The sequence below is a fragment of the Acinetobacter bohemicus ANC 3994 genome (assembly GCF_000367925.1).
Classification (GTDB): domain Bacteria; phylum Pseudomonadota; class Gammaproteobacteria; order Pseudomonadales; family Moraxellaceae; genus Acinetobacter; species Acinetobacter bohemicus.
In genome coordinates this window covers 727,109-740,077 of sequence record NZ_KB849164.1, presented here as the reverse complement: position 1 = coordinate 740,077, position 12,969 = coordinate 727,109, and the positions used below count along the sequence as shown (strand labels likewise).

The 12,969-nt window shown below is 38.5% G+C and carries 10 protein-coding genes; 4 read left to right on the top strand and 6 right to left on the bottom strand.

The window, feature by feature from the left end:
- Positions 1–77 precede the first annotated feature (77 nt).
- The 3 genes from hemL to F994_RS03420 form a co-directional block, all read right to left on the bottom strand.
- Complete coding sequence (gene hemL / locus F994_RS03430; RefSeq protein WP_004648684.1) at positions 78–1,382, bottom strand: glutamate-1-semialdehyde 2,1-aminomutase; 1,305 nt, start codon at positions 1,380–1,382, stop codon at positions 78–80.
- Positions 1,383–1,427: 45 nt separating this feature from the next.
- The gene (gene thiE, locus F994_RS03425; RefSeq protein WP_004648683.1) at positions 1,428–2,048 is read right to left on the bottom strand and encodes a thiamine phosphate synthase; all 621 of its coding nucleotides are present in this window, start codon (positions 2,046–2,048) and stop codon (positions 1,428–1,430) included.
- A 633-nt stretch (positions 2,049–2,681) separates the two neighbouring features.
- The gene (locus F994_RS03420) at positions 2,682–3,065 is read right to left on the bottom strand and encodes an Mpo1-like protein (protein ID WP_004648682.1); all 384 of its coding nucleotides are present in this window, start codon (positions 3,063–3,065) and stop codon (positions 2,682–2,684) included.
- A 273-nt stretch (positions 3,066–3,338) separates the two neighbouring features.
- Between F994_RS03420 and F994_RS03415 the strand changes: the two genes are divergently transcribed.
- Both F994_RS03415 and F994_RS03410 read left to right on the top strand, forming a co-directional pair.
- Positions 3,339–4,799: a CYTH domain-containing protein gene (locus tag F994_RS03415; RefSeq protein WP_004648681.1), complete on the top strand. Its 1,461-nt coding sequence runs from the start codon at positions 3,339–3,341 to the stop codon at positions 4,797–4,799.
- Positions 4,800–4,968: 169 nt separating this feature from the next.
- Positions 4,969–6,432, top strand: coding sequence for a CYTH and CHAD domain-containing protein (locus tag F994_RS03410; RefSeq protein WP_004648679.1), 1,464 nt, complete (start codon positions 4,969–4,971; stop codon positions 6,430–6,432).
- A gap of 24 nt (positions 6,433–6,456) precedes the next feature.
- On the opposite strand, the gene F994_RS03405 is transcribed toward F994_RS03410, so the two are convergent.
- The gene (locus F994_RS03405) at positions 6,457–7,089 is read right to left on the bottom strand and encodes a hypothetical protein (RefSeq protein WP_004648678.1); all 633 of its coding nucleotides are present in this window, start codon (positions 7,087–7,089) and stop codon (positions 6,457–6,459) included.
- 109 nt (positions 7,090–7,198) lie between these two features.
- Here F994_RS03405 and F994_RS03400 point away from each other — a divergent pair, with 109 nt between their 5' ends.
- Complete coding sequence (locus F994_RS03400) at positions 7,199–7,594, top strand: DUF3144 domain-containing protein (protein WP_004648676.1); 396 nt, start codon at positions 7,199–7,201, stop codon at positions 7,592–7,594.
- A gap of 123 nt (positions 7,595–7,717) precedes the next feature.
- Positions 7,718–8,782, top strand: a complete 1,065-nt coding sequence (locus F994_RS03395; protein WP_004648675.1) for an amidohydrolase family protein — start codon at positions 7,718–7,720, stop codon at positions 8,780–8,782.
- A gap of 91 nt (positions 8,783–8,873) precedes the next feature.
- On the opposite strand, the gene F994_RS03390 is transcribed toward F994_RS03395, so the two are convergent.
- Together F994_RS03390 and F994_RS03385 are read right to left on the bottom strand one after the other, a co-directional pair.
- Positions 8,874–11,639 (bottom strand): M16 family metallopeptidase, encoded by a 2,766-nt coding sequence (locus F994_RS03390; protein WP_004648674.1) that lies wholly within the window; start codon positions 11,637–11,639, stop codon positions 8,874–8,876.
- Between the two features lie 312 nt (positions 11,640–11,951).
- Positions 11,952–12,941: an IS110 family RNA-guided transposase gene (locus tag F994_RS03385; RefSeq protein WP_004648673.1), complete on the bottom strand. Its 990-nt coding sequence runs from the start codon at positions 12,939–12,941 to the stop codon at positions 11,952–11,954.
- Positions 12,942–12,969 lie beyond the last annotated feature (28 nt).

Sequence of the window (12,969 nt, the reverse complement as noted above, 5' to 3'; positions counted from 1 at the left end):
GTCCTATAAAAATAAAAAGCCCGTAGTCCTTCAACCACGAGCTTTATGATCAATCAATTGAGCTGAAAACTATTTACTTAAACCGATTTCATTTCAGCAAAAGTTTCACGTGCTGCCTGTAGAGTAAATTCAATATCTTCATCAGAATGTGCAATCGAAATAAATCCAGCTTCAAATGCGGATGGTGCAAGGTTTACCCCACGTTTTAACATACCGTGGAAGAATTTACGGAAGGCATCAACATCACATTTCAGCATTGAATCAAAGCTGGTAATGTCTGTCTGATTGGTAAAGTACAAACCAAACATCCCACCCACTTGTTGAGTCTTGAATGGAATCCCTGCTTGATCCGCAGCAACTTGTAAACCCGCCAGTAATTTTGCTAATTGTGCAGTTAAGTTTTCATAGAAACCTTCGGCACGTAAATGTTTAAACATTTCAATACCGGCACGCATCGCCAATGGATTACCCGACAATGTCCCCGCTTGATAAACTTTACCCAGTGGTGCAATGCATTCCATCACTTCACGTTTACCACCGAATGCACCGACGGGTAAGCCTGCACCAATAATTTTACCTAAAGTCGTCAAGTCAGGTGTTACGCCATAATGTGCCTGAGCACCACCTAGACCGACACGGAAACCCGTCATTACTTCATCAATAATAAACACTGAACCATGTTCATCACATACATCACGAATTGCTTGTAAGAAACCATCAATTGGGATAACCAAGTTCATGTTACCCGCTACAGGTTCAACAATGACCCCAGCAATTTCATGACCAAATTTAGCAAAGCATTCTTTCAGTGTCGCAATATCATTGTATGGAAGTGTGAGCGTATGTTTAGCAAAATCAGCAGGCACACCCGCAGACGTCGCTTCACCTTCACCATTGGTCAACATACCCGAACCTGCTTTAACCAACAGCGAGTCTGAATGACCGTGGTAACAACCTTCAAATTTTACAATCTTGTCACGACCGGTATAACCACGTGCTAGACGAATGGCGGTCATGGTTGCTTCAGTCCCCGAATTGGTCATACGAACCAATTCAATCGACGGCATAATTTCACAAATAATATCTGCCAAAGTGGTTTCATGAACAGTGGGCGCACCAAAACTCAAACCGTCCACAGCAGCATCTTGAACTGCTTTAATGATGGCTGGATGCGCATGCCCTAAAATCATTGGTCCCCATGAACCCACATAATCGACATAACGCTTACCGTCGACATCGTATAAATACGCACCTTTGGCTTTTTCGATAAATACAGGCGTGCCACCCACCCCATTAAAAGCACGTACCGGTGAATTCACCCCACCTGGAATATGTTTGCTGGCTTGTTTAAACAATTGTTCTTGCTTTGGAGATAAGCTCATCAATTTACTCAACTAAAAATTTAACTACAAAAATAAAAAAACTGCTTAAACCGTCGCACTAAAAAGTTCAGACCACTCATCTAAACGTTCAGGAATATGATTCATTGGACGACCTAAAATATCACTGATCACCGCGCATAAGTCTGCGCCTGCTGTAATCACAACATCGGAATTTTCAACCGTTAAACCACCAATGGCACAAATCGGTACATTCAACTTGGCTTTTGCTTGCTTTAATGTTTCCAGACCAATATTGCCTGCTTCAGGTTTAGTATCAGTGGCATAAATTGCACCAAATGCCACATAATTTGCACCTTCTGCAATGGCTTGTTCAGCCAGTTCGAGTGAATTATTACAACTACAACCAATAAGTACACCTTGAGGTAATTGTGCGGCAGCATCGGCAATTGAGCCATCATCTTGCCCCAAATGTACACCTACACCATATTTAACTGCCATTTCTAGATCATCATTAATCACAAAAGGAACAGCATATTCAGCACACAAGGCTTTCATATATTCCACTTCGTAAATTTGATCTTCTTGTGTGACTTTCTTACGGCGATATTGCAATACGGCTATGCCACCATTTGCAAAAGCACCTTCCAACTTTGCAAGTAAAACTTCTAAAGGATCATCATTGGTAATAAGATATAAACCGCGCATAAAAAACTGCCAAAATTAAAACTGCCCTATTATATGCACAAGATTAACCAGATTCAGTGCATTTCAGGCAAATAGTAATTGATTGCTAACCATAGACGGATGAAAAACTTAGCAAATTGTAATTAATCTCACATTTCCCATTATTGAGCGGGAAATACCTATTTTCAGGGATAGATCGAATGCAAATTAAACGATTTAATACAACTACAGAATAACCATAAACAAAAAAATAGTAACTTGGAACAAAACAACGAATTGACTTTCTAATGCTTTGTCATAAAACGCGCTTGGGGAAGCGGATAAAGAATTAGAGAGTCAACTATTTTAGCTAGAACCTATTTCAATTCAATCCATTAATCCAATAAAAATGTATTTTTCCAATGATAAAATACTGTAAATTTTCGCTATAAATTCATGCATAAAAAAAGCCCAGAGAAAGGTCGCTCTAGGCTTGGAAAGCTTTAAATTTGTATTTTTGTTTAATCTAAAAGATCAACAATTCAACATATAACTATTAATAGAATATTCATTCTATTTTTGCAAGCCCTAAGCAGTTTAAATTTTTGATCAAAGTGCGACCTGTTTTTCATACCAGCATTATTATGATGGCTAAATCATGCTTTAGTTCTCTCATTAGCTTGAAATTTTATCCAATGAGCGGTCTTTTAAACTTAAATTTCCTCGTAATACATCGGAAAACATACGCCAATCCGAAATAAAACTGTAGATCGGTTGTTTAAAACTAGCCGGTTTGTTTTTCTCAAAAACGAAATGTCCGACCCATGCACAAGCATAGCAGGATAACAGCCCATAGATAAAATATTTTGGCTTTCTTTGACGAATCGCTTTGCCAAAGAAATATATACCGACACTACTGCCAAATACGTGTAAACGGCGACTGATGATATTTCGATGCTCGGTTAAATAAAAGCGATAAAATTCATGATAATTTTGAATCGGCAGTTGAAATTCTGGTTGCGAATTAAGTTCCAATTTAAGCTCTACGGGTGCATTCATTTTTATCATCCTGTTTATTTTTCTTTACGTTAGCGTATTTCACATACAAACAAAAGTGTTCCTCGCGATAACTTTTTGTTCATTTCAAATGCAATGACAGAAGAATTGCGTCGTCAAGTCTTACATGAAAAATCATTTTCGCTACAATTGAAGGCTTAAAAGAAAGAATACAATTCAAGCGCTATTAAGAATCATTTTTTCATAACGCATTTCTACCGTAAAGATGACGCTTTTTATGTCTAACATAGCGTCAAAAAATTAGGATGAAAGATCATGGTCGAAGTTGAATTAAAATTTCAAATTCCTGAAGCACGACGTAATGCTTTACTCAAAGCATTAGATCCTAAAAAATCAGAAATTATTCAACTTAAAGCAAAATATTATGACACTGAAGAATGCTTGCTTTCACAACATGGTGTTGCCTTAAGACAACGATTAGAAGGTACACGTTGGATTCAGACCTTAAAGGCTGCGGGAAAAAGCCATTTACACCGCTTTGAGCACAATTACGACCTTGGTGAACAAGAGCAAGCACCAGAGCTTGATTTAACTATTTATAATAATGATGCTGAAGCACAGCAAATCCTTAGCAATGCTTTGGGCAACTCACAAGCGCAACTTAAATTACAATTTGAGACAGATATTCAGCGCACTTTTCGCGTTCTTCAATTTGAAGAAACTGATATTGAGGTCAGTTTAGATGTCGGTGAAGTCCGTACTGAAACAGCACAACGGGAAGTTCATGAAGTTGAATTTGAGCTTAAAGCAGGCTCCATCCAAGCCCTTTTAGCCTTTAGTTTTGAATGGGTAAAAAAATACCAACTTTGGTTAGATGTTCGTAGTAAAGCTGAAGTAGGCCATCTTTTAGCTAAACATCAAAAAGTCAGTCCGGCAAAATCAGCAAAAGAATTTACGTTAAGTAAAAAAGACGCTGCCAACAAAAACTTACGACTACTGATTGCTCAACAATTACAACATTTACTGCCAAATATTGCGGCCATTGCAGCTGTCGTGGCGGAAAAAGAACATGTTCAACAAGCCCAAATTGCCTTAGATCATTTGAATTTAACGCTATCTTTATTTAAAGATTGGAATGAAGTCGTTTCGGATAAATGGGCCATGCAACTGGGTGCATTTAAACAGCAGTTTGATCATTTACAGCATTTGGAACACATGCAAACTACTTTGGGAGCTTTCTTACAAAATCCCAATACCGCATCCAATCTGACCAAAGATATTTTGTATGCCAAAGAAAAGTTGTCCAATTTAGTTCGCTCAACGCAAAACGTACATCACTATTTGGAACTCTTGATGTTTAGTTTAGAGCATGAGGAAAAACCCCAAGCCCACGATTTAAAATGGTTTGCTCAAAACACATTGCAAAATCAATACAAGCAATTACAAGACAGTTTGGCCAGTGCCGATATTGCTGACTTTGAAAGCCTCGATAAATTATCCACTAAAATTCATGAGTTAAAATTTAGCTTCCCTATTTTAACCTCGATTTATGATGTTAAAAATTTGCAAAAATATAGCAAAGCTTTAAATGACGCTCAGCTTGCAGCCAGTGAATATCAAATTCTGGCTTCTTCCGCAGCTTATATTCAACAAACGGAACTTGAAGCCAGTGACTGGTTTGTTTTGGGTTGGCTCACCGCGAAACAAGAGGTTTATGCGCAGCATTTACTTGAAGCGACCGAACAGTTCCTCGTCAGCCGGAAATTTATTAAATAAACGATCCAAAGCCTAAAATTAAAGCATATGGTTCTCTATTCGAATAAATCTCGATATTTTGGACGATATGCTTGATCTACTTTTCAGCATAACACTACTACTATTTTTTTCGGCCTGACTTACAATTAAAATAGAACGACATGAATAATAAAATGTCAGGAGTTTTGATATGCTAGAAGTTGAATTAAAATTTCAGATTCCCGCGCAACATCAAAAAAAACTCTACCAACTGTTTTTGGCTAAAAATGCGCAGCCCCGCTCACTATTTGTACAATACTACGATACGCCCGAACGGCATTTAGCCCAACAGCATATTTCATTGCGACAACGCCTTGAAGACACACACTGGATACAAACCTTAAAGGCGTCGAGTGAGCATCATTTAGAACGCTTTGAATTAGAAATTGATTTAGGACCACTAGAACATCCCGCTTTAAATCTCGAAATTTATCAATCACATCCACAAGCAAAAAAAGTGCTAGAGCATGCTTTAGGCAAACAGGCTAAAAATTTAAGCATGCAATTTGAGACCGATGTAAATCGCCTCGTTTATGTGGTGCATTATAATCATGCAGAAATTGAAGTCAGTTTGGATCGGGGTGAAATTCGTCACGACAAGCAAAAATTAGCCATTTATGAGCTTGAATTTGAACTTAAAAAAGGGGCTATAACCAACTTTATTCAATTTATCCAACCGTGGGTTAAACAATATGATTTATGGTTAGATGTAAGAAGTAAAGCACAGCGTGGTGATTGTCTAAGCCAAAACCTAAAGACTACAACTGTACAATTTGCAGCTCCACTGCAACTTAATCGACAAGGCTCTACCGATGCAGCATTAAAACAAATTGTAAATAATAGCTTACAACACCTATTGCCAAATGCCACAGCCATTGCCTCTGAACACTATACGCATGAACATGTGCACCAAACGCGTGTCGCGATTCGCCGCCTAAGAAGTGCTTTACGCATTTTTGGCGATTGGTCCAATGATGTTGACCCAAACTGGCAACAACAACTTGCGACACTGTTTCGTCAACTGGGTTCAACGCGAGACCGTGATGCCTTAAATGAAGGCCTCATCCCACAGCTACAACAAGCAGGCGCGCCTTTCACTCAGCTTCCTCCCGCTACAGAGGAAAATAATGTTCCGATTGATGCAGCTTTACGTGCTTTAGATACGGTTCAGTTAATGTTAGCGTTACTGCGATTCGTGCATCAACCCACCAAAAAGCAAAAAAAGACGGTCTTAAAAAAAGATATCGCCAAAAAACTCCAGAAATTGCATCAGCAAATTGGCAAGGACGCCGACCAATTTCTAGAGCTGGATATTCCGTCACGACATCGCACCCGTAAACGAGTCAAACGTTTACGTTATTGTGTCGAATTTATTGCTTCGCTCTATCAAAATAAAGCCGTTAAAAAGTATCTCAAGGACTTAAAACCGCTACAAGAAAGTTTGGGACAATATAACGATTTAATTGTGGCTGAAACGATGTTTCTAGACATTGTTCAGCGCAAACAAAAAGTGTGGTTTGTACTCGGTTGGATTGCCAATGAAAAAAAATACATACTGCAAGAAATCGAGCAGCATTTAGTCACATTTTCCAAAACAGATACTTTTTGGTCATAAACGAAAATCAAATATCACCATAAATTAGCGATATTTGCCGAAAATTTTCCACGTATGATTATCAGCCAATGGATCGCTATAACTATCGTTACGCTGTTTACGCGGCTTATCACGTGCATCAACCAATTCAAAGTGTGGTTCTGTACTGAGTACAATACCATTCACATAAAACCGAGTCCGTGTATAGTCACTTTGCCCATGCTGAAATACATAGGTACGCAGGTCAATAAATTCACGGTGTGCAACTAAGGCAGCAGTATCATCACTTTCTAACCAAGCTTGCATCGCCTGAACCTGTTCAACTTCATATTGTCCGCATTTATCCATCAAACTGGCAATCCCACGAAAAGTCTTCGACTCTTTGGCACGGGTTTTATTAATCCGAATCCGATCCACATGAAAATAAAATAAAGGCAAGTTCAAATGACTGGGTAAATGAATTGCATCTACCACCTCATCCTGCATAAACGGTTGGAATAAATCCTGTGCCCTTTCAATGAGTCCTGTCCATTGTCGATAATATTCTTCAACTTCAACCTTGGAACCATAATAAATAGGCAAGCCTTCAACATTGGCTAAATTTACAGGCGGCCAAATATTTTGACGCAATAAGGCGATGTCACTTTTTAAACTTTGTACCGCAATAGCATCTTGCATTACATTATCCATTTTTATACTTAGGCTATTTTTAGATTAAGCCAAAGGTTTAGTTTCTGCAAGCCTTTGCCTATAATATGGCATTAGATCGTTTTTGCAGGAAAAGTTCATGGTTCAAAAGATTGAAGCAACAGATGTAACCGAAGAAGAAGCGTTAAATGCTGCTTTTTTTGAACGTGCTGATGAATTTATTAAACATGCCAATGACTTTTGCCGCATTGAAAAAGGTTCGCAAGTAAAGCCACCTGAAATACGTGGGCAAGTCAGTGCTGCAATGTTATTTGGTACGGCTCGTTTTAATACGTGGGTCGCAGCCAACAACTTTAAAGATGGCAATGAAATGCGTGATGCTAAAGATCAAGTCATGTCTTACATCATGCAACAGTTTCAAATGATGCTTGAAGATAACTATGATGAATATTGCGAACAGTTTGAAAACTATCTTCGCTTCCGTCATAACGAAGAATTTCATGCCAATAAGCATGACCATGATCACAAACATTGATCATATGATTAAAAGCCCGTCAGGGCTTTTTTTAGCTCGCTATTTTTTGGATAAAAGGTCATTCAAAGCAATCATACTTTGCAGTATGGTAAAGAGTAAGGATACGCTGAATTAGGCATAAATATGCAACAACTAGATTTTGCAATTATTGACGCGCATATTCACCAATGGGATGCTTCTCACATGCCCTATTCAGCTGCTTTGGCAGTTAAATTATTGGCTAAGCATCCCTACTTACTAGATAAGCTTGTACGTCTGGTTAAATCCGATGAGCTGATCGAAACGCTTGGGTTAACCAATCATATTACTGCGCCTTATTTACCTGAAAATTATATGCAAGATATTGGACATTACTTGGTCGAACAAGTCGTGCATGTTGAAGCCCGTTGGCATAAAAACAAAGGCAAAGGCGTTGTCGATGAAACCCATTTTATTGAGTCTTTACCCTTTAACCAAGAAACAGTCAAACTAGGTGGCATTGTCGCAACAGCAGACCCACGAGACAGTAATTTTAAAAAGATCTTGCAGTTACACCGTAAAGCTTCGCCACGCTTTAAAGGCATTCGTAAAATGGCCGCAGTGCATGAAGATAAAAACATTCATGCTTGGGCAGATGAACCGCACTTATATCGTAATAAAAAATTTCTAAAAGGTTTCGAAGCCTTAGCACACCTCAACTTAACATTTGATGCTTGGGTCTATTCCACCCAATTAAATGATGTAATTGCGTTAGCCAAACAATTTCCTGAAACATCCATTGTGCTGGATCACTTTGGCACACCTGCAGGGCTTTTTGGTCAAGTCGGTACACTTACGGGACTGACCAAAATTGCCCGTGAAAATATTTTATTTCGTTGGCAGGAAGACATGGCTGAGCTAGCCTTATGTCCAAATGTCTATACCAAAATGTCAGGTTTATTTATGCCTGTATTAGGTCATCAATTTCATAAGCAAGGTCGCGTAGCCAGCAAACAAGAAGTTTATGATTTAGCCATGCCACTCATTACCCATATGCTAAAAAGCTTTGGTACTTATCGCGTTATGTTTGCTTCTAATTTTCCGATGGATCGGGTGAGTACATCATTGGTCAATATTATTGATGCTTTTAGTGATGCCGTCATCGCCTATGATCCCAATGCATTGCAACAAGTCTTTCATCACAATGCCAAACAGTTCTATCATTTATAAAAAAACCTCCCTTTAATCAAGCGAGGTTTAGAAGGATGAAGACCACGCACTTTTTTAAGTTTGCTGGTCTTAACACAAAGGAAAGATAAAATTACTTTTCTGCTTTGCCATATTGGTCAGCCATGACTTCAACGAATTGATCCAGCTTAATATATTTCTTAATAACAGTATCGACATCGGCTTTAGTCAATTTTGCCAACGCTTGATCACGTTTTTCACGGAACAATAGATCTCGATGATGTTCAAGTTGTGGTGTTAGCATGCGATGAATATTGCGTTCATCTTCTAAAGCGGTAACCCGTTTTTTCAAGATATTGGCTTTGGCAGCTTCCAACTCTTGCTCGGTTACACCTTTGCTGAGCAAATCATTTAAAACTTTATGCACACCCTGTGAAACTTGTGCCGACTTACCTGCGGTGTAATTGGCTTCAATGGTTAAAGCACCTGAATCTAACCACTCATCCAAGTTTAAACCACTGCCAAAACCATAAACCAAGGCATTTTTTTCACGCAGCTCTTGTGCGAGGCGCGAAGAAAGTTGTGAGTCGCCCAAAATATAACTAAATACCATTAAGGCAGGCGTATCAGGATGATCCGCACCGACAGGAAAGGTCAAAATAGATTGATAATTACCAAATTCACGTTGTTCAGATAACGTATGAACTTTCTGTGCAGGATAAGCTTGATAATCGGAACTGAGTCGTTGATATGGCAATTTTGCTTTCCAACCCCCAAACTCCTTTTGCAATATTTTAAGCATCGCTTTGGCTTGGTAATCACCAGTAATTGCAATTTGCGCATGATTACTGACAAAGAAATTTTGATACAAGGTCTTCACTTGCTCAACTGTCGCAGCCTTAATCTGTTGCTTAGAGACCTCAGGTTCAAAATGGTAACGCAAATCCCCCGGTTGATAAGTCTCTAACAAACGTGTCATGGTCAGCGCAGCCACGGTTTCTGGTTCGGTATAAGGTCGGTCTAGCGCAGATAAACTTTGCGATTTAATCAAATCAAATTGGGATTGTTCAAACTTCGGCTTTTTCAAAACCTCTAACATAAATTTGAAATAATCTGCAAACTTTTCTTTTTTCGCAACAATTTGAATGGTAATACTATTGCCTGCTGCATTTGCAGTTGCACCACCACCCGCTTCAATTGATTTATCGGCAATATCTTGCAAGCTATATTGATCTGAACCACGTAATAATAAATACGCCATCAAATCTAAAACTTCACCTTGATTAAACAATGATTTTTCAGTGCCAAAATCAATCGAAATTGTGGCGTAGGTTTTATCATCACGTGTCGATGTCGGATATAAAGCATATTGAATACCATTCTTCAATGTGCCACGTTGAATTTTCTTTTCAGTATTGACTAAGGACTGCTTAGAAGCCTTAACGTATTCTGCAACCTCCTGCTGATAGACACGACTATCTTTCAAAGGTTCTGCTTGAATATCGGTTTGCGTTAAAGTTTTAGCCGGTTCAGATGCTTGCTTTTGCTTTAATGCTTTTTTCTGCTCTTCAGGTGTCGGTTGAATATCACCAGAAATACGATGTTGTGGGACTAAAAACTGGGTTAAGGTTTGATTCACATCGGTCAGTTTAAGTTTTTTTATATTGTCCAAATCGGTAAAATACTGCGACCAATCACCCTGATAAGACACATAATAATCACTCAAACGTCCACCCAATGCTGCGGCATTGCTTAATACACTCTCTGACTGATTTTGAATTAGATTTTTTACCCGATTAAGTTCAGTTTCGTTGAAGGGTTGATTCTTTTCTACCCCAGAAATGAGCGCAGATTCAACTTTCTTGGCATCATGATTAGGTGCATAAATTGCACCTATAAAAACTAAATTAAAGTCTTGATCCAACCATGTCGTTGATTGAACTGCTGTACTTAAACCCGTTTCCACCATACTTTGGTAAAGATGTCCACTCGGCTGCATGCTATATAAATAAGGCACTAAAACAAGTTCAGGTTTGATCTTTTCATTTTTACCATTCAAATAAACATTGAATTTCGCTAGATCGCTACCCTTTTGCACCAGAAAATTGCGCTGTTTCATTTTAGACGAATCAAGCACCGGAACTTTCGTCTGTGCTGGAACATGACGTGCTGCAATTGGACTAAACCTTTGATCAATCTGCTTTAAAACTTCAGCCTTATCAAATTTACCTGAAATCACCATGACGGCGTTGTTAGGTGCATACCATGTGCGATAAAACTTATTCAGCTCATCCATTTTAATGGATTGTAATTCGTTTAAATCACCAATCGGTAAGCGCCCTAAATATTGATTGCCATAAGCCGACTTCCACATTTGATCCATCATTACAGAAAAAGGTTGATCCATACGAACTTCACGTTCACGTTTCACAATCGAAATTTCTGAAGGGACAAATTTTTCTTGTAGAACCAATTTATCCATCCGTTCAGCTTCAAGATGAATCACTTCATTAATCACATTCTGTTCTGGACGAATGACATTGGTATATTTGGTCGAATAATAGTCCGTACTGGCATTCGTCATTAAGGTGTATTGATCAAGACGGCGTTGAAATTCTTCGCCTTTAATATTCTGTGTCCCTTTAAACGCTAAATGTTCCAATAAATGTGCTAAACCACCTTTACCCTGCGGATCATTCAATGAACCAGTTAAATAAACCGTATTCATAAATACTTTATTTTCTTTATCATTTTGCGCAAGGATCACACGAAAACCATTCTCTAATTTATATTCCTCAATCTTCTGTTGAGATTTAACCAAAATCGGTTGGGACCAAGCTGTGGCACTCAAGCCTACTAAAAATAAGGAGATGGTAAGTTGTTTAAACCGCATTAACATAATTATTCCAATTTATTCAGTCATATGAATTTTTATAACCCTGCCATCTTAGGAAATGATTCTTATTTTTAATAGTAGTTTTTTGAAAAAATAGCCGTTTATTTCAACGGCTTTGTCGCTCATCTTGATTAGTGTCTGATGTTACGCAGCCGCTTAAATCTGCCAGACTAAATTATAGAAAAAATTAATTCCGCGGACAGGTGGCATGGATGCTACCCGTTGGGCTGGCGTACAAGGATGTTCGCTCAGACCAACAAAAGGTTTTGTCTACTTCTGACCTTTCAAAAGATACCGTCTCAGATATCAAGAGGATTATTGAGAATTGATGCAATAATTTTCTTGATAAGGCTGTTGGTGTTTGAGTACACCATAACAAAGATGAACTAACTTCCTCATCGCAGCTCCAATCGCCATCATCTTGGTTTTACCATTGGCCAATAACCTTTCATTCATCTCTTTAATGTGGGGATTATGCCGAGTTGCGACAATGGCTGCCATATATAAACCAGCACGTATTTTGGAAGAGCCAGCTTTGGATAAACGGCTTCTGCCATGAATGGAGCTACCCGATTGCCTTTGAATGGAGACCAAGCCGACAAAGGCAGCCGCTTGACTAGCCCTTTCAAAATTATGGCTGCGCAAGAAACTGAGCATTAATAAACTGGTGCGATCCGCAATGGCTGGAATACTGCTGAGCAATTCTTTATCATTTTTTAAATCAGGATTTTGATCAATGTGATCATCAATTTGCTGATCAATATCCTGAATGTGTTTGTTTAACTGTTTAATACTCTTATGGATAGACTGAAGTACAGGTTCTATCGTGAAGGTAGACTCTGCTTTTTCCAAACGATTTTTTTCACGTTGTAAATCTTCACAAAGTACAGCTCTTCTATCCAGCAAAGCATTCAGTAATTGAATATGTTCGGGTAAAGGCTGCCAAAAATGCAGATCCGCAGTCATCGCAAATCGAGCTAGAACTTCACTGTCAGCCTTGTCTGTTTTATTCAGCTTAGACATGCTCTGAGCAAAATATCGAGCTCTAGCGGGATTGGTTACACAGACTTGATAGCCTGCATCAAATAAATATTTAGCTAAGCGTTCATGATAAATAGAAGTGGCTTCCATTAAAATAATGGTCTGCGTAGAATTTGCAGCATGATGATTTAGCCAAGTTTGAAGCTGTTCAAAACCTTTGGGCATATTCGAAAAAGTTTTGGTTTTCTTTTTACTTTCAGAGTTTTCTAAAATTAAACAGCAATCAATTTTAGCTTTAGCAACATCAATACCAAGATAAAACATAATTTTCACCTGCTTTATTTATTCACTT

What these genes read in the sequence shown, in the direction of transcription:
- hemL (WP_004648684.1), bottom strand. Translation starts at nt 1,382, where the DNA reads ATGAGCTTATCTCCAAAGCAAGAACAATTGTTTAAACAAGCCAGCAAA.
- F994_RS03415 (WP_004648681.1), top strand. Translation starts at nt 3,339, where the DNA reads ATGGTCGAAGTTGAATTAAAATTTCAAATTCCTGAAGCACGACGTAAT.
- F994_RS03385 (WP_004648673.1), bottom strand. Translation starts at nt 12,941, where the DNA reads ATGTTTTATCTTGGTATTGATGTTGCTAAAGCTAAAATTGATTGCTGT.
- F994_RS03410 (WP_004648679.1), top strand. Translation starts at nt 4,969, where the DNA reads ATGCTAGAAGTTGAATTAAAATTTCAGATTCCCGCGCAACATCAAAAA.
- F994_RS03420 (WP_004648682.1), bottom strand. Translation starts at nt 3,065, where the DNA reads ATGAATGCACCCGTAGAGCTTAAATTGGAACTTAATTCGCAACCAGAA.
- F994_RS03395 (WP_004648675.1), top strand. Translation starts at nt 7,718, where the DNA reads ATGCAACAACTAGATTTTGCAATTATTGACGCGCATATTCACCAATGG.
- F994_RS03390 (WP_004648674.1), bottom strand. Translation starts at nt 11,639, where the DNA reads ATGTTAATGCGGTTTAAACAACTTACCATCTCCTTATTTTTAGTAGGC.
- thiE (WP_004648683.1), bottom strand. Translation starts at nt 2,048, where the DNA reads ATGCGCGGTTTATATCTTATTACCAATGATGATCCTTTAGAAGTTTTA.
- F994_RS03405 (WP_004648678.1), bottom strand. Translation starts at nt 7,089, where the DNA reads ATGCAAGATGCTATTGCGGTACAAAGTTTAAAAAGTGACATCGCCTTA.
- F994_RS03400 (WP_004648676.1), top strand. Translation starts at nt 7,199, where the DNA reads ATGGTTCAAAAGATTGAAGCAACAGATGTAACCGAAGAAGAAGCGTTA.